19 protein-coding genes and 1 tRNA gene are annotated in these 24,147 nt (G+C 48.1%); 3 read left to right on the top strand and 17 right to left on the bottom strand.

Annotated features, from left to right (window positions below; all coding sequences use genetic code 11):
• Positions 1–161 precede the first annotated feature (161 nt).
• Positions 162–235, top strand: a tRNA-Pro gene (locus DXC51_RS00085).
• A gap of 266 nt (positions 236–501) precedes the next feature.
• Positions 502–2,700: a glycogen debranching protein GlgX gene (glgX, locus tag DXC51_RS00090; RefSeq protein WP_081745202.1), complete on the top strand. Its 2,199-nt coding sequence runs from the start codon at positions 502–504 to the stop codon at positions 2,698–2,700.
• Positions 2,701–2,772: 72 nt separating this feature from the next.
• On the opposite strand, the gene DXC51_RS00095 is transcribed toward glgX, so the two are convergent.
• The 13 genes from DXC51_RS00095 to trmB form a co-directional block, all read right to left on the bottom strand.
• On the bottom strand, positions 2,773–4,032 hold the full coding sequence (locus DXC51_RS00095; protein ID WP_117531405.1) for an AAA family ATPase: 1,260 nt from the start codon (positions 4,030–4,032) through the stop codon (positions 2,773–2,775).
• A gap of 62 nt (positions 4,033–4,094) precedes the next feature.
• Positions 4,095–6,371: a complex I subunit 5 family protein gene (locus DXC51_RS00100; protein ID WP_025487891.1), complete on the bottom strand. Its 2,277-nt coding sequence runs from the start codon at positions 6,369–6,371 to the stop codon at positions 4,095–4,097.
• A gap of 18 nt (positions 6,372–6,389) precedes the next feature.
• Entirely contained in the window at positions 6,390–7,868 is a 1,479-nt protein-coding gene (locus DXC51_RS00105; RefSeq protein WP_021633589.1) for a complex I subunit 5 family protein, read from the bottom strand.
• A 106-nt stretch (positions 7,869–7,974) separates the two neighbouring features.
• Positions 7,975–9,462: a complex I subunit 5 family protein gene (locus tag DXC51_RS00110; RefSeq protein ID WP_025487892.1), complete on the bottom strand. Its 1,488-nt coding sequence runs from the start codon at positions 9,460–9,462 to the stop codon at positions 7,975–7,977.
• Positions 9,463–9,499: 37 nt separating this feature from the next.
• Positions 9,500–10,993 (bottom strand): complex I subunit 5 family protein, encoded by a 1,494-nt coding sequence (locus DXC51_RS00115; protein WP_021633587.1) that lies wholly within the window; start codon positions 10,991–10,993, stop codon positions 9,500–9,502.
• Positions 10,994–11,368 (bottom strand): sodium:proton antiporter, encoded by a 375-nt coding sequence (locus DXC51_RS00120; RefSeq protein ID WP_021633586.1) that lies wholly within the window; start codon positions 11,366–11,368, stop codon positions 10,994–10,996.
• 1 nt (position 11,369) lies between these two features.
• Entirely contained in the window at positions 11,370–12,338 is a 969-nt protein-coding gene (gene mbhE, locus DXC51_RS00125; RefSeq protein ID WP_025487893.1) for a hydrogen gas-evolving membrane-bound hydrogenase subunit E, read from the bottom strand.
• On the bottom strand, positions 12,322–12,588 hold the full coding sequence (locus tag DXC51_RS00130; RefSeq protein ID WP_021633584.1) for a Na(+)/H(+) antiporter subunit B: 267 nt from the start codon (positions 12,586–12,588) through the stop codon (positions 12,322–12,324). The genes mbhE and DXC51_RS00130 overlap by 17 nt, the downstream gene beginning before the upstream one ends.
• 21 nt (positions 12,589–12,609) lie before the next feature.
• Positions 12,610–12,960 (bottom strand): cation:proton antiporter, encoded by a 351-nt coding sequence (locus DXC51_RS00135; RefSeq protein WP_021633583.1) that lies wholly within the window; start codon positions 12,958–12,960, stop codon positions 12,610–12,612.
• Entirely contained in the window at positions 12,950–13,285 is a 336-nt protein-coding gene (locus DXC51_RS00140) for an MrpF/PhaF family protein (RefSeq protein ID WP_021633582.1), read from the bottom strand. The genes DXC51_RS00135 and DXC51_RS00140 overlap by 11 nt, the downstream gene beginning before the upstream one ends.
• Entirely contained in the window at positions 13,282–13,782 is a 501-nt protein-coding gene (locus DXC51_RS00145; protein ID WP_021633581.1) for a Na+/H+ antiporter subunit E, read from the bottom strand. Before DXC51_RS00145 ends, DXC51_RS00140 begins: the two co-directional genes overlap by 4 nt.
• 76 nt (positions 13,783–13,858) lie before the next feature.
• Positions 13,859–14,179, bottom strand: a complete 321-nt coding sequence (gene trxA / locus DXC51_RS00150; RefSeq protein WP_025487895.1) for a thioredoxin — start codon at positions 14,177–14,179, stop codon at positions 13,859–13,861.
• A 250-nt stretch (positions 14,180–14,429) separates the two neighbouring features.
• The gene (gene trmB, locus DXC51_RS00155) at positions 14,430–15,068 is read right to left on the bottom strand and encodes a tRNA (guanosine(46)-N7)-methyltransferase TrmB (protein WP_021633578.1); all 639 of its coding nucleotides are present in this window, start codon (positions 15,066–15,068) and stop codon (positions 14,430–14,432) included.
• Between the two features lie 533 nt (positions 15,069–15,601).
• On the opposite strand from trmB, the gene DXC51_RS00160 reads away from it, so the two are divergent.
• A complete protein-coding gene (locus DXC51_RS00160; protein WP_021634036.1) occupies positions 15,602–17,092 on the top strand; it encodes a D-alanyl-D-alanine carboxypeptidase family protein in 1,491 nt (496 codons plus the stop codon).
• 206 nt (positions 17,093–17,298) lie between these two features.
• Here the strand turns inward: DXC51_RS00160 and DXC51_RS00170 are convergent, their stop codons facing one another.
• From DXC51_RS00170 to DXC51_RS00185, 4 genes are all read right to left on the bottom strand, one after another.
• On the bottom strand, positions 17,299–18,267 hold the full coding sequence (locus DXC51_RS00170) for a 3'-5' exonuclease (RefSeq protein ID WP_025487896.1): 969 nt from the start codon (positions 18,265–18,267) through the stop codon (positions 17,299–17,301).
• A gap of 6 nt (positions 18,268–18,273) precedes the next feature.
• On the bottom strand, positions 18,274–19,956 hold the full coding sequence (locus DXC51_RS00175; RefSeq protein ID WP_025487897.1) for a M3 family oligoendopeptidase: 1,683 nt from the start codon (positions 19,954–19,956) through the stop codon (positions 18,274–18,276).
• A 175-nt stretch (positions 19,957–20,131) separates the two neighbouring features.
• On the bottom strand, positions 20,132–21,877 hold the full coding sequence (locus DXC51_RS00180; protein WP_025487898.1) for a sensor histidine kinase: 1,746 nt from the start codon (positions 21,875–21,877) through the stop codon (positions 20,132–20,134).
• A 178-nt stretch (positions 21,878–22,055) separates the two neighbouring features.
• The gene (locus DXC51_RS00185; RefSeq protein ID WP_025487899.1) at positions 22,056–24,104 is read right to left on the bottom strand and encodes a glycoside hydrolase family 31 protein; all 2,049 of its coding nucleotides are present in this window, start codon (positions 24,102–24,104) and stop codon (positions 22,056–22,058) included.
• Between the last annotated feature and the right edge of the window lie 43 nt (positions 24,105–24,147).

Below are 24,147 nucleotides of genomic sequence, written 5' to 3' on the forward strand. Positions count from 1 at the left end.
CTTCCCTTTCCTTCCAGTAAATAAATACGTCCTTCCGCTTTGGCAACAGCAACCCATGGCTTGTCTATTATCCATATCAGCCAATTAAAAGATATTTCAAAAAACCCATTGACATTTTCCTCTATATTTTGTATTATTGAAGGGCTTGATAAAGTCTAGTTCGAAGCGTGGCTCAGTTTGGTAGAGCGCTGCGTTCGGGACGCAGAGGTCGCGTGTTCGAATCACGTCGCTTCGACTACAGAAAACCCTTGAAAACTTATTGTTTTCAAGGGTTTTTGTTATTCATTACCTTTTTAATCATTTTATAAAAATTTCGTTTTATATTTATCGGTTGTAGAACATCCCTGTAAAGGATATAATACTAATATCCCAATAGTTACCGCATTTCGGCCGGCGCGTCATCCTTATTGCCACCGGTAGCTTTTTTAACCCTGAAACAGCGGCATATATTTACACCCGATAATAAATTCCCCAACACCCCACCACCGGGAGGTACCGTCTATGAAAAACATATCCCAATCCACAGATCCGCAGTTCCCGCCGCATGAAAATACACCACTTATCACTACCGCCCAGCCCGGTTCCGCTTATCTGCTGGAAAGCATCACTGGCGAAGAAATATCGTCCAATCTGAAGCCTTTGGATAAAATCAACGGCTATGATGTGCGGCCCGGCTTTTATGAGGTGAATGGAGCTTCAGCGCTGCCCGGAGGGGTAAACTTTACGCTGGCCTCCCACGGCGCCACCTCCTGTGAGCTTCTTTTATTCCACCGGAAATCCTCAGAGCCATTCGCAAGTATTCCTTTTCCGGAACACTACCGGATCGGCAATGTTTTTTCCATGATCGTCTTTGGTCTGAAAATTGATGAGTTTGAGTATGCTTACCGTCTGGACGGCCCCTATCAGCCGGAGAAAGGCCTTATTTACGATAAGACAAAATATATTCTTGACCCTTATGCAAAGGCCGTTACCGGGCAGAGCGAATGGGGCATCCACCTTCCCTGTACGCAGAACTGCCAGTATAAATCCCGTGTCGTGAGAAATAACTTTGACTGGGGAAACAGCAAACAGCCTCTGATTCCCATGAAGGATAATATTATTTACGAGCTGCATGTGAGGGGCTTTACCAGGCATTCCTCCTCCGGAGTGCACAATCCCGGAACCTTTGCAGGTCTTATGGAAAAAATCCCCTATCTGAAAGAACTGGGAATCAATGCGGTGGAGCTGATGCCGATTTTTGAATTTGATGAAATGAACGGCTGCAGAGAGGTAAACGGCCGGAAGCTGCTGGATTACTGGGGCTATAACCCGGTATGCTTTTTTGCGCCGAATACCAGCTATACTGCCCAGATCGAATATAATCAGGAAGGGCTGGAACTGAAAAAGCTCATAAAGGCCCTGAATGAAAATGGAATCGAAGTCATTCTTGATGTAGTATTCAACCATACGGCGGAAGGAAATGAATTGGGACCCTACTTTTCATTTAAAGGCCTGGATAATAATATTTATTACATGCTCACACCGGATGGCCATTATTATAACTTCAGCGGCTGCGGCAATACGCTTAACTGCAATCATCCCATTGTCCGGCAGATGATTCTGGACTGTCTGCGGTACTGGGTCATTAATTACCGGGTGGATGGTTTCCGTTTTGATCTGGCGTCTATTCTGGGAAGGAGCGAGGACGCGGCGCCAATGAGCAGGCCGCCGCTTCTGGAAAGCCTGGCCTATGATCCCATCCTGGGAAATGTGGATCTGATTGCGGAGGCCTGGGATGCGGGAGGGCTTTATCAGGTTGGCTCCTTCCCATCCTGGAACCGCTGGGCGGAATGGAATGGAAAATACAGGGATGATATCAGAAGCTTTCTGAAGGGGGACGAGGGTTACGCTGCTGCCGCCGCACAGCGCATTATGGGTTCCCCGGACCTATATCCCCCGGATAAGCGGGGTTATAATGCTTCCGTCAACTTTCTGACCTGCCACGATGGATTTACATTGTATGATCTCTATTCCTATAGTACCAAACATAATGAGGCAAATGGCTGGAACAATACGGACGGCGCCGATGATAACCGGAGCTGGAACTGCGGTTATGAAGGCCCGACAAACAATGAAGAAATCATGGATCTGCGTTTCCGCATGATAAAAAATGCCTGCGCCGTTCTTATGTGCAGCCGGGGGACCCCCATGTTCCTTGCCGGTGATGAATTCGGAAACACGCAGTTTGGAAACAACAATTCCTACTGCCAGGATAATGAAATATCCTGGCTGGACTGGTCTTTGCTGGAAAAAAACAAAGAAATTTTTGAATTTTTCCGGTATATGATAGCCTTCCGCCAGCAGCACTCCGTCATCCGGGGAAATACCGCGCCCTGCAGCTGCGGTTTTCCTCCCATGAGCCTGCACTGCATAAAGGCCTGGGACAGCAGCTATGTATGGGATACCAGGTTTTTGGGTGTCATGTTTTCAGGAATCGATTCCACGGGACGGGATGATATCGTTTACCTGGGGATCAATACCTTCTGGAAGCCTCTGCAAATAGAACTGCCTGCGCTGCCTTCTTCAAAATACTGGATTCCCGCTGTCGATACCGGACGTGGGGATATGTCGGTGATTACCGAGGAAGAGATTCTGGATAAAAGTGTGTATGTTATGAATCCCAGATCGGTACTTGTGTGTGTGGTGAGGGACAGGAATTGAGTTAGTTTTTTCAATAAAAATAAAAAGTCAAATGGATAAAATCACGCATCCATTTGACTTTTTATAAATCTATCATAAACGGCCTCTCTCATTCTCCAGTTCCTGCAGAGGTCTGGCTAACTTGCTATAGATTAACTCAATATTATTTGTCACATCCCCGATAGTTGAGATATCATCCTGAGAACTTGCCAGATAATACTTACATCTGTCATTTATTCCATACTTAACCGCATAAACTTCTATAGCATTTAAAAAATATGGGCTATGTGTATTCAAGAGAATGTGTACGCCAAACTCCTTCTGAATTAATACAATAAGTTCAGCAAACAAAAGCTGCCATTCCGGATGCAGGTGAATTTCCGGTTCATCCAGAATAATCGTACCATTATATTCTATAGTGCCGTTCATCAACAGTGTTTTAAGAATAGCAAAGGTTTTAAATCCGGTGGAAAGATTCTTTACATCAAGGACCTTATCGGTGTTCTTTCGCTGATAACCCAGGCCGGAACGCTTATTTTTAACAATATCCCCGCTGATAACCGTTGATATTTTTCGATATATATTATCCAATTTATTGCTGGCGATAATTTCATCAATAAGATTTGCATTATTTTCCTTATTGAGCTTTTCTCGTAAATATCCACGATGATCCAAAGAACTGTTGTCAATTCCATAGGTGTACCGAACCTCATCTATTACAAACGGATCATCAATATAAACTGTTTGTGTATGAAGGTCAATTTTTCCGACGACACTTTTAACGGCATTATCTTCAATTGTGACAATAATATTTGTATCTTTGATGGAAAGAACGATCTCACCTGTTTTATCCGTAAAAATATTGTTGACCTCTCCGGCAAATTCAGCATCCAGCTTTTTTTCAAGCACAGATTTAAAAATATCAAGGTCCGCGACATTTAACCCATCTTTAATTCTTACGATATATTCATCAATACTGTTATCACCAATGTGCTTTTCAAAATTCTCATCATATTGAAGAATGGTTTTTACAATTATATCTTTAACAGCCTCGGTATCGTCCTTATATAAATAAATTTGCGCAACAATTTTTTGTGCGATCTCCCCGCTGTCAAATCTGCGGGTATATCGGTTGGTCACATTTCGATACATCATATCGATTAGATTCTCGATATTTTGCACTCGTTCAGACTCAATCTGTTTTTGAATATTATAAAAACTATTGAATACTGCAAAAAGCGCCCGGCCAACAGTACTCTTCCCGGTATTATTTTCACCAGCTATCACTGTAATCCCGTTGATTTCAACTGAAGCTGTTTCTATTTTACCTATATTTTTTAAAGATAGCTTCATTATTTTCCTCCTGCAGCACTGATAAAATGATATCAGTATAAATATAATTCTCCAACATATCTTCAGTCAATCAACATATACAACAACGTCAGCAGCAACCCAAAGCACGCCAGAAACAGCCCAAAGGAAAGACTCCTCCTGATAATCGTCCCGTTCTCCTGCAGATCATCATGTACCATAGCCAGCTTATGCTCATACTTACCATCCATATGCTGCCGGATATACTCCTCCTCCGCCAGCTCCTCTTCCGTGGCATCCGGGTGGTTGAAGTAATCCGTCACACCGTCAAGCACGCTTCCCACGATATGGGTAAGCGCTGTTCCCTCCTTTAATTCATGGGGTATTTTACTGTCTCTGTATATAGTCTTTCTCAGCAGTACCACTAAAGAGTCCACCAGCCTGTCTGCGATGCGGCAGATACTTCCGAACAACAGGGGAAGGAGCTTTTGCAGCACCGGACGGTAAATCCTGTCCTCCAGATCCAGCCAGGAAGGCCAGCGATCAACGTAAACCGACTGTCCTTCTCTCACACACAGCATCCACTTACGCACCACTGTCAGGTACAGCAGGATCCCGATGATAAGGGAGATGCCCGCGCCCTTCAGGTTTACGAGAGAGAAATAGGCCACCACAGCCTCCGGCTGCTGCGCATTCAGAAATGCGGAGGACATATCCGCCAGTCGGTCGGTAATCAGATGGGGCAGAAGTCCCAGCAGGGGAAGCAGCACGGCGCTGCCTGCCAGGGCGAAGCTGCTGATTCCATTCATATAGCGCTCCATACCCTCGAATTCCTTCTGCCTGTCTTTATCAGCATTCTTCTCCAGAAACAGGCAAATATACAGCTTCAGCATATAAGCCACAGTCAGCCCGCCGCTGATTAAAAAGACCCATTCCACAATCCCCATCCATAAAGGGCCTGTAAAGAAGGAAAGCACACTGCCCGCCGCCGGACTGCCTGCAATTCCTGCACGGGAAAGCTCTGCCACAGCCTGGGACGCATGGGCGCCGCCCGCCGGCACGCCCGCATTTGCCGATGCCAGCAGGAGCCGGTATTCCACGATGGATTCATGAAGCAGCGTTTTGCTGGTGTAGCCGTTCCACAGCGGCACGCCGCCGATTCCCAGCGCCCCCATGAGAAAGCAGGCATTTAAAAGAGGTTTTTTCCTGCCAAACCCTCTGATTTCATTCAGATTCAGTTTATGAAGGTTCATGAACACTACGCCGGCCGCCATAAACAGAACCAGCTTAATCAGCGAGTGGTTTACCATATGGAGCAGGCTGCCCCGGATTGCCAGGCTTCCTTCTTCCCCCAGCAGTCCCTGCATGCCGATGCCAATCAGGATAAAACCGATTTGGGATACGGAGGAGCAGGCCAGCGTCCGTTTCAGGTTCACAGAAAACAAAGCCAGCAGCGCCCCTGTAAACATGGTCAGGACGCCCAGGAACAGAATGAGCGCACCCCATCTCACATCAAACTGCAGAAGGCTGCAGCTGACCACCAGGACACCGAAAATCCCCGCCTTGGTAAGAATCCCCGAAAGCAGCGCGGAAGCCGGCGCAGGAGCTACCGGATGGGCCTTGGGAAGCCAGATGTGAAGCGGGAATACACCGGCCTTGGCGCCGAAGCCAAACAGCAGACAGGATGCCCCGATAAAAAGGTTCCGATAGCGGACCGCCCCGCTCTCCCCTGCCAGCGTATGGCTGCGCACCGCCTCCGCCAGCGCGGTGATTTCCAGTGTTCCCAGCTCACGGTAAAGGATAAACAGCCCCATCAGCATTACCAGCCCGCCGATTACCGCCACAGCCAGATAGGTTTCCGCCGCCCGCAGCGCTTCCTTCGTCTCCTCATGCGCTACCCAGGTATAAGAGGTGAAGGACATAATTTCAAAGAATATAAAAGCCGTATATAAATCCGCGGAAAGGAACACGCCCACCGTCGCCCCCAGGGTCAGCAGGGTAAAAAAACGATACCGGTTCCTGGACGTATAGCTTCCCATATACTCCATGGAAAAAAAGGAGGTCATCATCCACATCAGAGAGGCCACCAGGCAGTACAGCGCCCGGAAGCCGTCCATGCACAGATGCAGCCCCAGGCCGCAGAAGCCTTCCCATTGGAAGTCGAAGGCGATACCCGTCCTGCCGCCTGCAAGAAATATTACGAACAGGGAGGCAAAAATCAGCATTTCCGCAGCGGTTATCAGACCGGTCCATATATCCCTTTTCTTTTTTCCATCGCTGCTCTCTCCCGCACCCTTTTCCCCGCCGCGAAGCAGCAAAGTCACCAGCGCCCCCGCGAAGGGAATGCACAGGATCAGCAGAAGCATATAATCACCAGTCATTGACAGTTCCTCCAATTCTTATATATTGCCGCCTGCAATCTGTGTAAAAAAGTCTACAATCGGCGCGGAATGCAGCCCGAAGTAGATAATGGCTCCTGCGAATATACACAAAGGCACCAGCATCATCCATCCCGGATCCGCCGTTTCCTCCGGTATACTGCACTCTTTTTCCTTATAGGGGAAGAAAGCCCGGATCACAATGGAAAGCATATAGATAGCCGTCAGAAGCGCGGAAACCAAAAGCGCGCCTATTCCCACATATGCCAATACGTTATCGCTCATCACCGCAGCGGAAGCCAGGTTCCACTTGCTTATAAAGCCGGCCAGCCCGGGCACGCCCATAAGACCCAGGGAAGCTATTGTAAAAATTCCGAATACCACCGGCATCCTCCTGCCGAAGCCGTCAATTTCATGCACATACTGTTTTCCCGTTTTATACATTACCGCCCCCACGCAGAAGAAGGAGCAGATTTTCATTACCGCATGGAATACCATATGGCTTAAAGCCCCCACCAGTCCCATGGGCGTCATAATACAGACCCCGAAAAGGATATAAGAAAGGTTGCTGATGGTGGAATAGGCCAGCCTCCGCTTCAGGTGCGTTTCCTTCAGCGCCCGGCTGCAGCCGTATACAATTGTAAATATAACGATTCCCATCACCACGTTCTGCGCCCAGCTACCTCTGATAAAGTCAGGGCCGAAGCTGTAAAAGGTCAGTCTGATAATGGCAAACGCCCCCGCCTTCACCACCGCCACCGCATGCAGCAGCGCTGTTACCGGCGTGGGAGCCACGCCTGCCTGGGGGAGCCAGGAATTAAATGGGCTTACCGCCGCCTTCACCCCGAAGCCGCAGAAGGCAATCACATATATCAGCAGAAGAAGTGTCCTCTTATCACCGCTGATTACCGCCGGATCAAGCACGCCTCCGAAGGTAAAATTGATCGTGGTCCCATAGGTCAGCAGGAAAATCAGCCCGATAAAAGCAAAAGCAGCTCCGCCCAGGGAATAATACAGGTATTTCCGGCTGGCAAGAATTGCCTCCCTTGTCAGCGTATGGAGCACCAGGGGCACCGTCACCATGGTCAGAAGCTCATAGAAGAAATACATGGTGAGCATATCCTCTGCAAATGCAATACCCAGCGTAATTCCATAGGTGATTGTATAAAACATGAAAAAGAACCGTTCCCTCTTTTCATGCTTCATATATTCAAAAGAATACAGTGTGGCAAGAGGCCATAAAGCCGCCACCAGTCCTGCAAATACCATGGACAGTCCGTCGATTTCCAGGGAAAGGGAAAGATTGTTCACAAACCGGACGATGGGAAACGGCTCCGACGGCCTGTTAACCAGCAGGCCCGCCACAATCAGAGTGGTCAGCACCACCACCGACTCAATGTATATTTCCATATGGATTCTTTTTTTAAAGGGTATCAGCGGCACCACCGCCCCGCCCAGCACAGGCAGGAGTATGGCCACAAGCATCATTTCTGGTTTCATAGATGAACACCTTTCATAACTGTGAAGGTATTAAACAGCTGATAACAGTCCGGATACCCGGGCTGCGGCAGCAATTTCCACTTTTTTATCTGTTTTGGATACCACATCAGGCCGTAAACAGTTGGCCGGTAATCCCTGCAATACAGGAAAGCAGGCCTCCTGGGAACATTCCCAGCACTACGGCCAGTATTGCCAGTATCAGCAGGGGCACAAGCATAACGGAATCCACTTCCTTTTTCTCAAAGCCTGTCTTCTCCTCTTCCTCTCCCGGAAAAAATCCCTTCATGGGAATGGGAAGCAGATAGCCCGCTGTAAGCAGGGCGGACAGCAGAAGCACCACAGGGCCCAGCCAGCTGAATATTCCGGTATCCGAGGCAAGCGCTCCCTCAGCGAGGTACCATTTGCTCACAAACCCGCTGGCCGGCGGAATACCAATCAGTGCCAGGGACAGAAGCGTCATACAGCCGATGGTTACCGGCATTTCTTTTCCGATTCCCTTAAGCTGGGATACCTGACGCTTTCCCGTACGGAAGATAATGGCCCCGGCACAAAGGAACAGGCCGGATTTAATCATTGCATGGAATATGACATGCAGCAGCGCCCCGGTCATTCCCGCAGGATTGAGAAGCGCCAGGCCGAACAGGATATAGGAAACCTGGCTTACCGTGGAATACGCCAGCCTTTTTTTCAGGCCTTTTTCCATATAAGCCAGCATGGATCCTAAGAAAACCGTAACCAGCGTCAGTGTGAGAAACACCTTCTGCACCCAAGTTCCATGCAGGAACTGTGCGCCGAAGATAAAATAGATGACACGGATAATTCCAAGAACGCCGGACTTCACGATAATGCCGGAAAGAACCGCCGACGCCGGGGCGGGCGCCACAGGATGGGCCGCCGGAAGCCAGCCCTGCATAGGAAACAGGCCCGCCTTTACGCCGAAGCCCAGCAGCATGAGGAAGGCCACCACAAGAAGCAGCGCCTCATGTCCCGTAACCAGGGAAGGATCCAGCACGCCGCCCGGCGTAAAGGTCAGCGTGTTGCCGTAACGGTTGATAAAGTACAGGCCGAACAGTGCCAGATACGCGCCGCACAACGAATAAAACAGATATTTCAATCCCGCCATAACCGCTTCCCGTGTCCGGGAATGGAATACCAGCGGCAGGGAAAGCAGCGTCATACACTCATAAAACAGATAAAAGGTAATCAGGTTTCCTGAAAAATCCAGCCCCACCAGAATTCCATACACAATAAGGTAAAAGCCGAAATACCTTTTATTACAGTCCTCATGCTCCATATACCGGAATCCATAGATCCCGGCCAGCACCCACACAATGGTTACCACCGATACAAACAGCCTGCCCACTGCATCCGCCTTAAAATAGATGGGAAGCAGGGTCGTCAGCTGAAACAACGTAAAGGATACCTCCCCCTGCGCAACAAGCACGCAGATAACAGCAAGCGCCGTTACAAGCAGGCCCGCGGCCGTAATATGCACCATTGTTTTTCTCTTTGTAGTTTTCTTCATAAACAGCAGCAAAGTCCCCAGGATAATCGGAAAAAAAATGGGGAAAAGAAGCATGCCTGATTCCTTCATATGAAGCTCCTGTCTGAACAGTCACCTGTTCCTATATCTATGCAAACATATCCAGCCCCATTTTTATCCACTCCACAATGGGCTGGGACAGCATGCCCAGCGCAATGTTCAAAGCGATAAAAAGTACGATGGTCAGCGCATAGGTTTTTTCACTTTTTATGGTAATCACTTCACAGTCGGACCGTCTTTCCGGAACGAAAATACGGATCACGGTCTTCATGAAATAGATTGCATTCAAAATAGTACTGATGCCAAGCACGATCAATGCGGGAAGCATTTTATAGGCATGGCCGATGGAAGCCTGGGCAAACAGCAGCTTGCTCACAAACCCGGAAAACAGCGGCATGCCAACCATAGACAGGGAGCCCACGGTAAAGCCGATGCCCGCAATTTTATGGCGGTAGGCGGCTCCCGTCAGATCCTGGAACTTCCTGCTGCCCTTTGATACGTCCGTCAGGCCGATGGCCGAAATAAACAGCAGGGATTTGGTTGCCGCATGGGAAAGGATGTGGAAAATGCTCGCTACCATCCCCAGCTCGGTTCCCAGCCCGAAGCCCATATAAATATAACCTATCTGCGCCACACTGGAAAAAGAAATCATCCGCCGGATGTCATTTTCCTTGATAGCGCTTAAGGAACCGAATATCATTCCCATCAGGCCAAAAACAAACAACACGTTTATGATTTTATTTCCCGCAATAATATCAAATCCGATTACCCGGTAGAAGATTTTGATCAGCAGGAAAATATACCCCTTGGATACCAGGCTGGACAGCATGGCCGCAGAGGATACCGTGGAATAGCCGTAGGCATCCGGAAGCCAGGAATGGAAGGGAAACAGCGCGCTTTTTATGGCAAGGCCAACACAGATAAGGCCGATGGTTACCACCAGCGGAACCTGATATTCCCCATGGGCCACGATTTCACCCACGCTTTCCTTGATATTGCTCATGAGCAGATGCCCTGTCATATCATAGAGCATGGAAATGCCCACCAGGAGGAGGCCGCTTCCCAAAAGGCTCATGATCATATACCTTACCGCCGCCTCTATCGTCCGTCCGTTCTGCCGGATCATAATCAACCCGCAGGCGGAAATGGTGTTGATTTCCACGAATACATAGGCGGTGAACAGGTCGTTTGTATATACCAGAGCCAGCAGGGAGCTTAAAAGCAGGTCGGTAAGAATGTAATACAGATTATGCTTGCTGTATTCCACCTCGCCTAACAGCTTCTTCCGCCCGCCCATCATGGAAAGCAGCATGATAACACAGAAAAACAGCGCCATGCCCGCTTCCAGGACGCCCGCCCGGATTTCGTTTCCCCAGGGAGCCGGGAAATGTCCCATCATATAAGTATAGCTGGCGCCTTTTCCCATGAGATACACCAGCAGAACAGCCGACATACAGCCCACGGCGCCGATAACGAAGGTATTCACCCATTTAGCGGCCTTCGCCGGGAGCACCGAGCTCACCGTTCCTGAGAACATGGATAAAAAAATCGAGAAGAAGGGAAAATTCTGTACAAAATCCATTTACAGCCCCTCCTTTTTCAGCCTGGCCGAAATTTCATCCAAATCCAGCGTATGGTACCTGCGGTACAGCCGGATGGTGAGGGAAAGCATCAGCGCCGTAACGGATACGGAAACCACGATTCCCGTGAGCACCAGCCCGCTGGGCACCGGATTGATATAGTTCTCCACCGCCTGGATTCCGTCCACTACGATGGGCGCCTTGCGCCCCATGATAAAGCCTTTTTCCGCAAGGAACAGATAAACGGCGGTATCCATGATGTTAAGGCCGATTATTTTTTTAATCAGGTTCTTCTGAAGAAGAAGATTGGAGAATCCGATGCCGAACAGGATCATGGCAATGGCTTCGCCATAGTTGGATAACAGGTTCCCGCCCATCCTAGAATCCCCCCTTCCGGAATAAGGCATAAAATGCGTACATGGTGCAGGTCACCACCAGGCCGACGCAGATATTCAGGACCAGTATCAGCCCGCTGCTTAAAATAGCCCCCGGCGTCCCCAGCGGAATCCCGCTTTCCAGATGATTGGCTCCCATGTAAAAGGAATAGCTTTTGGCCAGACAGTAACAGGTCAGCGCGCCGAAGCAGATCCACTTATAGGTTTTTTCGGTAAAAAACCGCTCCGTTTTGGCAAAGCCGAAAGCATTCAGGTATAAAATCAGTCCCGCACCGATAATCGCGCCGCCAGAAAAACCGCCACCGGGAGACAGATGTCCGTTCAGTATGACATAAATACCGAAAATCATGATGAGCGGAACAAGAAAGCCCGCCACCTTCTGCAGAATCAGATCATTTTTAGGCTCATAGATCCTGTCGTTGGCTTCGGCCTCCGACTGGGTCATGGAAGAATCGGGACTGTCGCCCTCTTTCTTCTCCTTTTTATCAATACGCAGCAGAATCAGCACCGTAATCGTTGCAATAAAAAGCACATTGGATTCGCCGAAGGTATCAAAGGCACGGTAATCCAGGATCATTCCCGTAACGATATTCACCGCCCCTGTTTCCTGAAGCCCCTTTGTGATATACCGCTCCGAAACCTCATTGTTGTCAGGATTGGCCGCATTTCCCGTCCTGGGAAGATAGGAAACCGCCACAAGCATAATGGCAATGAGGCAGATACAGAAAACCACCGCCATCACACGGTAGGCCTTATTAAAAAGAAGGAGCTTCTTGTTATGCTCCATATCATATACTTTTTCCTGCAGCTGCTGATGCTCCCTCATCCTTTCCTGGACGCTGGCTTCCTCTTCCACATATTCCTTCTGCGGCTGCATTTCCACCCGTCCCAGCAACGGATCCTCTTCCCCATAAAACCACCGGGAAAAACGGCTGCTATTCTTTTCCGTCATTTTCGTCGTCCTCCCTCCGGATTGCATGGATTTTTTTCAGCGTTACAAAGAAAAGCACGCTGGTGACGCCGGCCCCTACGGCGGCCTCCGTAATTGCCAGATCCGGCGATTCCAGGAGAATCCATATAATCGACATGACCAGGCTGTAGGACATGAATATCAGGATGGAATTAAGCAGGTTTTTGGAAAAGCTCACAGAAACCGCGCAAATCACCAGAAAGCCCATCAACAGATATGTAAATGTCTGCATAGCAATCTCCTTCCTATTTCCTTAAGCTTCTTCCCGCTCTTCCTCTTTCAGGTAATCAAGCTCGCAGTGTTCCGGCAGCGTTTCATCCGTCATGACCTCCAGACGGGAGATCAGATGAGAAGAAACCGGAGACGCAAACCATAAAAAAACGATGACAAGCAGCATTTTCAGGCTGGTAAAATTCAGTCCCGAAAAAATAATCAGCCCCGTGAGCGATATCCCGATTCCCAGGGTATCCCCCAACGCCGCCGCATGCATCCTGTTGAGTACAAATTCATAACGATAGGAACCGAAAACCTCAAGGGCAAAGGTAAGCAGGCCGATTATCAGGACAATGGTTCCTATAATAAAACGGAGTATTTCAAGATTCATGAGCCGCTTCCTCCTTACCTTCCTCTTTTTCCCGATCCTTCCTTTCGCGGTAAACGCCCATATAAACCTTGGTCAGTACGATTACTGCCAGAAAGCTTATCATGGCGTAAATGATACAGATATCCACCAGATAGCCTTCCTTCATCAGGAGGGCAAGGATAGCTATCATAACCATAACCATGGTTCCCATCATATTCACGGCCACCAGCCGGTCCGCCACACGCGGCCCGCGCACCGCCCTTATCAGGCACAGCAGCAGCATGACTCCCAGAAAGACAAGCGCCGCCGTAAATACTGTTTCATATGCCTGCTCCAAACCGGTCATTGTGCCACCTGCCCTTCTATTTTGTGCAGCAAACGCACAAAGGAACTGTCCGCAAGGCCTTCGCCAAAGCGCCTGTCCAGACAGTGTACCGTATATTCATTATCCTCCAGGGCTACTGTGATCGTCCCCGGCGTAAGCGTGATGGAATTGGCCAGCAGCACCCGGGCCGTCCTTGTCCTTAAATCCGCGCGGAAGCGGACGATTACAGGATGGACTCTGGTATGGGGAGAAACAATAAGCTTGAGAGTTGCCGCATTGGCTTTGATGATTTCCCAGATAAGAACCCCAAGATAAGCGAGGATGTATCCTGATTTCTTCAGTATCATCCAGTCCTTCCCGGGGCTGTAGTCCAGAAATTTGCAGCAGAAGGCATAGACCGCCCCCGCAATGACGATTCCAAACAGGACGATTTCCAATGTGACCTGTCCGTTAAAAAGCACCCACAGCAAAAAAAAGAGTATGTACATAAACCCATTTCCCCTCAACTTTAAACTCATAACCGCCCGGCTCCTCACCGCCGCGGCTTACCTTCCAAAACACGGCATAACGCCATGAGAAAACGGACGCTGGCTGTTAAGCCAACGTCTGCTCCAGTTTGTTTTTCAATTCATTCTTGGATACTGCGCCAACAATTCTTTCCTTCTCCTGCCCGTCCTTGAAAATAAGGAAGGTGGGAATATTCATAACACGGTATTTCTCAGCGATGTCCATATTCTCATCAATATTCAGCTTGCCGACCTTGGCTTTCCCTTCCAGTTCCTCCGCCAGCTGCTCCACCACCGGCGCCATCATCTTACAGGGGCCGCACCAGTCTGCAAAGAAATCCACAAGCACCGGCTTGTCCGATTGCAGCACTTCCTTCTCAAAATCTGCTGATGTAAATTTATATTCCATTTGTCTGCCTCCTTGTCCTATGACTCTTTTGTTATTATAGTCTTGACCGTTTTTATTGTTTCCATACCAGGACGGTCTTACTGGCGAAAAATCCAATGGATTTTCCCATGCCTTTAGCATATTACATATAATTCCGCTTTGCAAGGAGAAAAATTGTTAAAATACACAAAAAGCACTCCTCCTGTGGGGGAATGCTCTTGGGGAAAATACATAAAATGCATGTGAATCACCAGAAAAAATATGACGGGCATTACCTTCTGATAATATATTTGCATATCGGATTTCCCATGGAAGAAAAGCGTTCTTCATATTCCGTCATCACATTCCCCTGCACAAGCTTCTCATCCCCATGCAGATCGAATGTCACAACATCCGCCCTCCAGCCTGCCGGCTCCAGCTCCTCCAGCGCAAAATCAAAGAGCAGCCTGTTGTCCGTCTTAAACTCAATTGTCCCATCCTTTTTCAGGATTTCATCATACCGCGCCAGAAACTGCCTGGAAGGCAGACGCCGCTTTGCATGCCTGTCCTTCGGCCAGGGATCAGAAAAATTCAGATAAATCCGCTCCACCTCTCCCCTGCCGAACACATTGGTGATTTCTTCCGCGTCCATGCGGATAAACCTGACATTGGGAAGCTCTTCCTCCTCCATCTTCTGTATGGCTCGCAGCAGCACGCTGGAATATTTCTCAATTCCCACATAATTCACCTCCGGGTGCAGCTTTGCCATATCCATGAGGAACCTGCCCTTGCCCATTCCTATTTCAATATGAAGCGGCGCATCATTTCCGAACACCCCGGCCCATTTTCCCTTGTTCTCCTCCGGGTTATGTATCACAAAACGGCTCTCTGCGATTACCTCCCTGGAACCTGGTACGTTTTTCAGTCTCATTACTTTCCTCCTTATTTATGAACCCGCGTAACCGTTCAGTACCTCCCCAGCTACAAAACCACAATATGCGGGATTTGTAACTGTTCAGTACCCCTCACAGTTACTGCTAAAATCCATCCTAAATCGCCTTTGGCGATGGATTTTAGCACTCTTGAATCACTTTCTTACGGTCAACGCAGTAAATGCGCTGACCTGCTGAACAGTTACCGGGATTTTACCCTATTTTTTTGCTTACAATTTTCCCTTTTCTATTTTACACTAACTTCCCCTGCTTGAAAAGAAGCTGTCTCATAATCATGAATCCGGGAACTGCAGCGCCGGCGGGATAAACTTTATGAATTTTTCCTTAAAGCCCTTAAAATTTATTGCCGGATAGTGTATGATGAAAGCGGTAAAAATGTATACTAGCAGATAAAAAATGCGGTAAGTCTGTCTTTTAGGCCGCATTTCTTTTATCCGGCACGGAAAAAACTGTATGCGGCCCGGAATTCAGCCCTTTGCTCCATCGGTCCGTTTATGCAGGAATAAAGGTGATGTTAATGAAGTTATCTTCTCTTATCCATATCAGGACAGGCCGCAGCGTTGTGTGTTTTCTGTCCTCTCTGCTCTTATTACCGGTACTTTTTCTTTCCGCTCCCCTGACTGCGGCAGCGGCGCCTGCTGCCGGCGGCAACAGCTTTCAGGAGGAGGCAGAAGCCCGCAAAGAGCTTCCCGTCCAGTCCAATGAGTGGGAAAACTGGCCCGCAGGGCCCCTGATCGGGGCACAGGCCGCCATAATTATGGAAGCCAATACCGGAGCCATTCTTTATGAAAAAAATATCCATGATCAGCTCTATCCCGCCAGCGTTACGAAAATCCTGACTGCCCTGATCGCAATCGAGAACTGTCCTCTTGACGATATTGTAACCTACTCCAATGAAGCGGTCGCAAGCATTGACTGGCAGACGGATTCCAACATCGGCATTAAGCCGGGAGAGCAGATCACCATGGAGCAGTCGCTATACGGCCTGCTCGTAGGCTCCGCCAATGAGGTGGGCAACGCCATCGGCGAACACATCAGCGGAAGCATGGGCGCCTTTGTGGATCTGATGAATCAGAGGGCCAGGGAGCTTGGCTGCAGGGATTCCCATTTTGTGACCACGAATGGAACCTTTGATGAGAATCACTACACCTCGGCCTATGATCTGGCGCTCATCGCACGCGCTTTTTTTTCCAATGACCTGCTGTGCAAAATGTCAGATACGGCCAATTACACCATCCCCGCTTCTGCAACCGTCAGCCAGGAAATGAATATCCACAGCAAGAACCAGCTGTATCCCGGTAAAACCTATGCCTACGAATACCTTGTGGGCAGCAAGACCGGTTATACCTCCGAAGCAAGGCAGACCCTTGTATCCTGTGCGCAGAAGGACGGGCTCAAGCTCATATGCGTGATTCTGAAGGAAGAATCACCCGCGCAGTACACGGATACCATAGAATTGTTTAATTACGGTTTCAGCAATTTCCGCGCGGTTAATGTCTCAGAAGCGGACACCAGATACGCCGTGGGGAACAACAGCTTTTTTGAATCGGACAGCGATGTATTTGGAAATTCCTCTCCGCTGCTCACCATCAATCCCTCGGATATCATTGTCCTCCCCAACACCGCGGATTATAAGGATTTGGAATCCAGCCTGAACTATGACGACAGCGCAAAGGGGACTGCGGTAAAAATTGATTTTACCTATAACGGCACCTTTGTCGGAAGCGCCTCCATTGAAATGGTCCCTCAGAAGGTAACCGCGTCCGATAAGACGACGAAACCAAGCGTTGCTCCGGGAAAGGTTTACTATATTAATATCAAGCTGATCCTGATCGGCGTCGCTATCGCTGTTCTGGTATTGTTCCTGATAATATATGTCATTTCCCTCATAAGGAACTACAGCTTTGGAAAAAGGCGGAAAATCAGCCTGAAACGCAGCAAACGGCGGAAAACCAGTACCATTGATTTTGACAGATATACGAAGGGACCTGACGGGTATTAATTCTTTCTTTAAAGGTAAGAAGGCGCTGCATGAAGCGTTGGTAAAGGCTGTCCGTCCGGATGCCAGGCCCGCAGCTGCCCAGTATGGCGGCAGTAAATGGATTACGCTGCCCGATCCTGGCGGATATCCCTTCTGCCTGGTTATCCGGGACTGAAATTATCTTAACTATCTTCCGGTTAACGCACCGAACTTAAAACAGCAGGGGATTATTCATCCCCTGCTGCCTCTTTATGGCGCTTCATCCTGCGTATCTCCCGCGCCCTTTCTTTTTTCTGGAAAATCTCAGCGGCCTCCTCCTCGGAAATGAACTTCATGGTCTTTACCGCATAAACCCCATCGTCATCCGCCTTCCTGATACGGATTTTCCCTTTCATGTATCCATGCTTCTCACAATAGGAAACACTGTAATAATGCTTTCCGTTGGGAGTAAACCATCTGATTTTTCTTTTCAGGTTGCGGTGGCACAGATAGCACTTTGTGGAAGCCACCTCCTTATCCGCAAGAAGCTCTCCTTTATCACTGAACTCCCTGGAAATATACTTCGCATAATCATCAAAAACTATATGAATCTCATCCCTCTTATTATGGGGGACGTTGAAGCCGTCAAAGGAAACCTTCTGCAGTACCTGCGGATCCTTGATCCTTTCCAGCACCCGGCCCGTATAATAGGCGTCGCTCAATGCCCTGTGGAACGGGACATCCTTGGATAATGCAAGATAATCCACCGCATATTCCAGATTGCGGCGGGATTTTTTATCCTCAAAGGCAATGCTGAACAGCTTCTGGACATCATAGAACTTCAGGGGCCTGGGACTGAGCGGTGGCAAACCGAAATATTTCATATTCCGCTGAAGCTCCGTCAAATCCTGCGGCCCCCAGGTGCCGAACATAAACTCCTCCGTCCCGCACCAGGCAAGGAAACTGCGTATTACCTCAGGAAAGGCGCGGCCGTCCTGAAGCTCATCCATATCAAGCTGGAGGAGCTTCTTTGTCATATAATGCATTTCCTTATAAACCTGCGGCCGTATCAGCTCATGGAAGCTGTCGCATATTTCCATGCGGCTGTTTAATTTCACCGCACCGATTTCAATAATTTCAAACGGCAGCTCCTTCAGCTGTTTTTCCTTCTGTTCGTTCCCCTGATTCCATTCCAGGTCCAAGATAATATAATTCATACAATATTATGCTTCTTTCATCAGCTTCTTTTCCAGTTTCTCCGCGATTTCCTTCATACAGCCTTCCTCAAAGGGAAGCTTCAGCCCCGCATCCTTTATCATGTTCGTGAAAAAGTCCGAAGCGGACAGCCTGCACAGCTTCAGATAGCTCTTCCAGGCCGCATCAAAATCCTCATCCATCCACAGCTTATATTCAAAGGCAACCGTCTGTGCAATTACATAGTCAATATAGTAGAAGGGGAAGCTGTAAATATGGTGCTGCTGCTGCCAGAAACCGCCGTTTCCGAAGAAGGGATCTCCTTCGTAATCCAGATGAGGCTTATATTCCTTTTCCAGCCTGCTCCAGGCTTCCTTCCTCTCCGCCGGGGTCAGCTCAGGGCTTTCGTAAACAATATGCTGGAACTCATCCACCATACAGCCATAGGGAATAAACATCATCGCATCTTCAAAATGCATTTCCCTGTAAGCATCCGCCTTATCTCCGAAAAACCAGTCCATCCATTTTTCCGTGAAAAATTCCATGGACATGGAATGGCATTCCGCCGTCTCCATCGTAATATCGCTGTGCTCGCGGATGGGATCTTGACCGGACAGATACCCCTGGAATGCATGTCCGCATTCATGGGTGATCACATCCACATCCCCGCTGGTCCCATTGAAATTGGCAAAAATAAAGGGCGCCTGATATACGGGAAGATAGGTCATGTAGCCTCCCACCCTCTTATTTTTACGGCCCAGCACATCAAACAGCTCATTTTCCCTCATAAAATCAAAGAATTCCTTTGTTTCCACGGAAAGCTCGCTGTACATCCGCTGCCCTGCCGCCAGGATTTCCTCCGGTGTTCCTGTGGGCTTGGGATTACCATCCTTAAAATAAACACCCTCATCAATATAGGAAAGCTTCTCCAGGCCCAGACGCTCTCTCCTTCTGTCATGAAGCTTCTCCACAAAGGGGACGAAATCCTCCTTTACCTGCTTCCGGAAGGCTTCCACCGCATCCTTATCATAACAGTTGCGTCCCATGCGGTAATAGCCCAGCTCCACATAGTTCTCATAACCCATTTTCCGGGCCTGCTCCGTGCGGTTTTTCACCAGCTTGTCATAGATATCGTCCAGCTCCTTCTCATGCTCCAAAAAGAAGGCGGACAGCTTATCCCAGGCCTTCTTCCGGATGCTTCGATCCGTATCCTTCATGTAGGCCTTGATCCGTGAGATATTTACTTTTTCCCCATCCCAGTCAAATTCGGCCTCCGCCGGAATTTTTTCGTAGGTGGTGGTAAGCGCGTTTTCTTCCTGGAGCAGGGGAATCAATATCTCATCCATGGATTTTCTGGCAAGCTCCATGTTCTTAAAGGCCACGGCCCCTATTTTCTCCTCCAGTTCCTTCCTGTAAGGGGAATCATACAGCAGTGTCTGATATTCAATGATCATGTTGCTGTACTTCGGGCTCTGCTCATCATAGTAATCCTGCTCCGCGCTGTAAAAAGCATCGGCAGTATTCACGTCATGACGGATCTGCGCAATGGTCATCATCGTATCCACCTTATCCCTGAGCCGGTAGTATTTTTGATGTACGGCAAACTGTCCTTCCCCTGTAGCAGCTTCCCCAAACTCCTTCATCAGCTGTTTGAATTCTTCCTCTACTTTATTGAAATCCACTCTTTCATAAGGCATTTCTGAAAATTTCATTTGTCTGCCCTCCCGTTTTTGTTATAAATTCAGTGCAGCTGTTCAAATCGTTTACAGCTACAATTCAGTTTACAATACTTTATGGGCATAGTCAAACACACCGGCTGATTTATGCGCCTTTATGCATCGCCCGGCAAGCCGCAGGTTACTGTCCACGAAGAAATAATTAACTGTTTTATGGCTTCTTCACTGGAATGGTTATTTCAACAACAGCTCCATAGCCCTCATCCATATTGGTAAAATTTATTTTTGCCTTATCCCCGTACATGATTTTCAGCCTTTTCAGCGAATTCTGAATGCCGATATGCTTCCTGTCATTATAATAAATAGGCTTATCCTGCTCAATTGCTTCCAGAATATCCGGCGGGAATCCTTTTCCGGTGTCGGAAACACAAATATACAGATATTCGCCGTCCTCATAATTTTCATTTACAATGTATAAGGTAATCTCCACATGGTTATCCAGAGATACGGCATGAGTAATTGCGTTTTCCACAAAATTATGGATGATGAGTGTGGGAACAAGATATTCCTCCATATTATTATCCATAATGACTTCAAAGGAAAATGCCTCTTTTCCATACCGGATTTGCTGAATTTCCACATAGTTTTGGATAAATTCGATTTCCTCCTTCAGCTGTCTGGGCTCAAAGGCATCCCTCATGACATAACGCATGTAATTTGACAGGATTTCTGTTATATAAACAATTTTTTCCTGTTTAGCCACATCGGCCATTCCGTGAATCAGGCTCAGGCAGTTCAGATAAAAATGGGGCTTAATCTGCATCTGCATAGCCTCCAGCTCCGTTTTCTGGCGGGCAAGCTCCTTCTCATAAATGTCGATTTTCAGCGCCTTTATTTTCCGCAGCAGTCCCTTGAACTCCTTGCTTGCCATTTCCAGCTCCAGAATATTGTTGTTTCCGTTTTCATTGATCCACTGCTCCTCCTCCGTATTTTTCAGGCTGTTTACAAACTGCTTCATAGGCCTGAGGACACTCTGATAGTATACCCTGATCACCAGCGCGCATCCAACGATAATTCCTATGGAAAGGAATACAAGAATTACCTGCAGGCGCATAATTTTTTCAAGTATGCCGCCGCTTGGTGATATCATTATATGAAATGCCCGGGTTTCGCCTATGATTCCGCTGATAGGAAAGGAGTAAATTACGCTCTCCGAAAAGATTCCTGCCCTTTTCCCGGCAATCCGCTTCAGCGTCTCCGGATCAATTTTATCCCTGTCCCTGGAGGATACAAAAATTGTCCCATCTTTATCCAGGATATATGGAATTCCTTCATAGCCCAGGCTGTTGATATGAAGCGTATTAAACAATTCCTCCAGCCTGATTGCGCACCCCATTGTCATCCCATTCTTTGAAAAACGGCTGAATACATAATCCTGTTCTCCGTCATTGACAAAATACCATTGCGAATAAGGCGTCCTCTCCCCTTTCCTCATTCGCAGTTCTTCCATAAGAACATTGCTGAGCCCCTGTTTCTGGCTGTCCTTGAAAACGCTTCCGCTGTCGGATATGAATAAATCTGCTTCCTCAAGATAGACAAAAAAGCAGCATGGCTCCTTATAACGTATTTTCAGATTACGGTTCTGCTCCACTAATTCATTAAGAATCGGGTAATACTGACTGTCCTCCGGCCTGACTCCGGCAGGTATGTTGTTCGCTTCCCCCTTTTTACTCGTGAGGGTGACAATTTCATAATTGATTTTGGTAATATCCGTATTAATCTGTTCCACATAGAGCCTTGCCGTGTCCTCGATATAACGGTATACCAGCTGTCTGGCTTCAAACATGCTCTGGAACATAACCACAAGAATTCCAAGAAACAGAATAATTACAGGAATCATGACCTGTATGGTGAGCTTTCCCATACTTTTATGTTTCTTTTCATTTTTTTCCGCCATGTCATTTCCTCCCGGAATAGTAAAATTGCCTGGCAGGATAAAAAGACCACATAAGATTCCCTGCCAGGCATTTCCTTCAATTCTATTATATCGCTATCCGCAGTCAAAGCAACTGTTTCCAGACTGCCGATTACTGTTTTGCAGCAGCTGTCCCGTTCCTTTTCAGTTACGGTTTACTTTACACATTAATTTCCCATTTGCTTCCGGCCTTTACAAACACCGGAATTTTATCCATGGGGGCATCCACGGTAACCGTCTGCCCGCCTTCATAGCAGATACCGCTGAATACGTCCTTCCAGCTGCAGCCCAGGGGAAGATATACGGATCTTTCATATACATCCTCTTCCATTACCGGTGCCACGCAGAAGTCCGTACCAAACATATAGGTGTCATCCACTTCCCATGCCCTTTTATCCTGAGGGAAATCATAAAACAGAGGTCTCATCACAGGCGTTCCCTTTTCATGGGTCAAAAGCATCTGTTCTTTTATATAAGGCCTGAGCGCTTCCCTCAGGAACATATATTTCTTACAGATTTCAAAAACTTCCTCCCCGAAGCTCCATACCTCGTTATCCGCCCCTGATCCAAACAGGCCGATTCCGGATACCACATCTCCTTCAAAGCCCTTCTGCGGCTCCCTGTTTCCATGCAGGCGCATTACCGGACAGAAGCATGCATACTGGAACCAGCGGATAAAAAGCTTCCTGAAGGAAGGATCATCCCCTCTGGCGCCGTGAAAACCGCCGATATCGGTTGTCCACCAGGGTATTCCCGCCATGGCCATGGAAAGCCCCGCCCTCATCTGCCTGCGGAAGCATTCAAAGGTGCTGACAATATCACCTGACCAAACAAGCGCGCCATACTTCGCACTGCCGGCCCAGGCGGAACGAACCAGGTTTACGGGCATTTCATCCCCCTGCTCCTTCATACCTTCATAGAAGCCCTGTGTATACATTTTCGGATAAATATTTCCTACCTCCATTACGCTTCCCAGCTGATATCTGTAATTGGAATAGTCATAGGTAGTGTATTCCGGCTCCGCCACATCCAGCCAGTACAGCCTTGCACCTTTATCCCAGTAGTTCTGTTTGATTTTGCTCCATACATAGCTTCTGGCATCCGGGTTTGTAGCATCAAAGAAAAGCTCCTGGCCAAAGCAGGTCATGGCAATGCGCACACCGCTTTCCGTACGTACCAGATAACCTTTTTCCATCATTTCCTGGAAATTCTCCGAACGGTAATCCACGGTTGGCCATACGGAAACCATAACCCTGATTCCCATCTCGTTTAATTCCCTGCACATTCCCGGGACATCCGGCCAGTATTTTTCATCAAATTTATACTCGCCCTGTTGTGTCCAATGGAAGAAGTCCACAACAATCACATCCAGAGGAAGTCCCAGTGACTTGTATTTCCTGGCAACCTCCAACAGCTGCTCCTGTGTCTGATAGCGCAGCTTACACTGCCAGAAGCCCATTCCATAATCAGGCATCATGGGCGCTTTACCTACAAGCCCCATATAGGTTTCTTCTATTTCCGCCGGCGTATCTCCTGCAATAACAAGATAATCCAGCTCCTTCGTACATTCAGCAAGCCACTCCGTACCGTTTATACCGAAGGTTACCCTGCCTACCGCCGGATTATTCCATAGGAATCCGTAACCGATACTGGACACATAAAAAGGAACGCTTACCTGGGAATTTCTCTGCGCCAGCTCCAGCATACAGCCCTTCATATTCATATATTTCTGCTGATATTGTCCCATTCCGAATATTTTTTCATCATCATCCGCTATAAACCTGGAAACTGTACGGAAGGAATCTCCCGCTACAGCTTTAAATTCCCTGCCGTAAACATTTAAGGGCATACTGGGTGTGTCCTTCAGCCGTTTCCACTGCTCCTTAAGAAGAAGCTTTTTGTCCTGGTTATAGAAGGAGATCACGCCATCCGCATTGACTGTTGCCGTGATTTTCCCGTTCGTAAGGGAACCAAAGGATTCATTTTTCCCGCTGTACATATTGGCATAGACAACAGCGGATGCATCCTTGTCATCATATATCTGTATTTCTCCCAGGCTCTCCGGCTTTTCCTCCAGCGCCCAGTCATGTCCGGTAAAAGAAGCATTCATGGTGGCCCTTATTCTGACCGCATTCTTCCCCCATGCTTCGATCTGCACTGTTTCATTATCGTATTGGTAAATAAGGCAGTTGTTTTTTTCTGAAATCATAATTTATCCTTTCTTACTCTGCTCTTCAGCTAAAAACAGGGTG

It is taken from the genome of Eisenbergiella massiliensis (genome assembly GCF_003435485.1).

Excerpts from the sequence above, each read along its gene's own strand:
- trmB (WP_021633578.1), bottom strand. The coding sequence starts at position 15,068 with ATGAGACTGAAAAACGTACCAGGTTCCAGGGAGGTAATCGCAGAGAGC.
- glgX (WP_081745202.1), top strand. The coding sequence starts at position 502 with ATGAAAAACATATCCCAATCCACAGATCCGCAGTTCCCGCCGCATGAA.
- DXC51_RS00185 (WP_025487899.1), bottom strand. The coding sequence starts at position 24,104 with ATGATTTCAGAAAAAAACAACTGCCTTATTTACCAATACGATAATGAA.
- DXC51_RS00120 (WP_021633586.1), bottom strand. The coding sequence starts at position 11,368 with ATGGGCGGGAACCTGTTATCCAACTATGGCGAAGCCATTGCCATGATC.
- trxA (WP_025487895.1), bottom strand. The coding sequence starts at position 14,179 with ATGGAATATAAATTTACATCAGCAGATTTTGAGAAGGAAGTGCTGCAA.
- mbhE (WP_025487893.1), bottom strand. The coding sequence starts at position 12,338 with ATGACGGAAAAGAATAGCAGCCGTTTTTCCCGGTGGTTTTATGGGGAA.
- DXC51_RS00095 (WP_117531405.1), bottom strand. The coding sequence starts at position 4,032 with ATGAAGCTATCTTTAAAAAATATAGGTAAAATAGAAACAGCTTCAGTT.
- DXC51_RS00110 (WP_025487892.1), bottom strand. The coding sequence starts at position 9,462 with ATGAAGGAATCAGGCATGCTTCTTTTCCCCATTTTTTTTCCGATTATC.
- DXC51_RS00175 (WP_025487897.1), bottom strand. The coding sequence starts at position 19,956 with ATGAAATTTTCAGAAATGCCTTATGAAAGAGTGGATTTCAATAAAGTA.
- DXC51_RS00105 (WP_021633589.1), bottom strand. The coding sequence starts at position 7,868 with ATGAAACCAGAAATGATGCTTGTGGCCATACTCCTGCCTGTGCTGGGC.
- DXC51_RS00180 (WP_025487898.1), bottom strand. The coding sequence starts at position 21,877 with ATGGCGGAAAAAAATGAAAAGAAACATAAAAGTATGGGAAAGCTCACC.
- DXC51_RS00130 (WP_021633584.1), bottom strand. The coding sequence starts at position 12,588 with ATGCAGACATTTACATATCTGTTGATGGGCTTTCTGGTGATTTGCGCG.
- DXC51_RS00170 (WP_025487896.1), bottom strand. The coding sequence starts at position 18,267 with ATGAATTATATTATCTTGGACCTGGAATGGAATCAGGGGAACGAACAG.
- DXC51_RS00100 (WP_025487891.1), bottom strand. The coding sequence starts at position 6,371 with ATGACTGGTGATTATATGCTTCTGCTGATCCTGTGCATTCCCTTCGCG.
- DXC51_RS00145 (WP_021633581.1), bottom strand. The coding sequence starts at position 13,782 with ATGAGTTTAAAGTTGAGGGGAAATGGGTTTATGTACATACTCTTTTTT.
- DXC51_RS00140 (WP_021633582.1), bottom strand. The coding sequence starts at position 13,285 with ATGACCGGTTTGGAGCAGGCATATGAAACAGTATTTACGGCGGCGCTT.
- DXC51_RS00135 (WP_021633583.1), bottom strand. The coding sequence starts at position 12,960 with ATGAATCTTGAAATACTCCGTTTTATTATAGGAACCATTGTCCTGATA.
- DXC51_RS00115 (WP_021633587.1), bottom strand. The coding sequence starts at position 10,993 with ATGGATTTTGTACAGAATTTTCCCTTCTTCTCGATTTTTTTATCCATG.
- DXC51_RS00160 (WP_021634036.1), top strand. The coding sequence starts at position 15,602 with ATGTTAATGAAGTTATCTTCTCTTATCCATATCAGGACAGGCCGCAGC.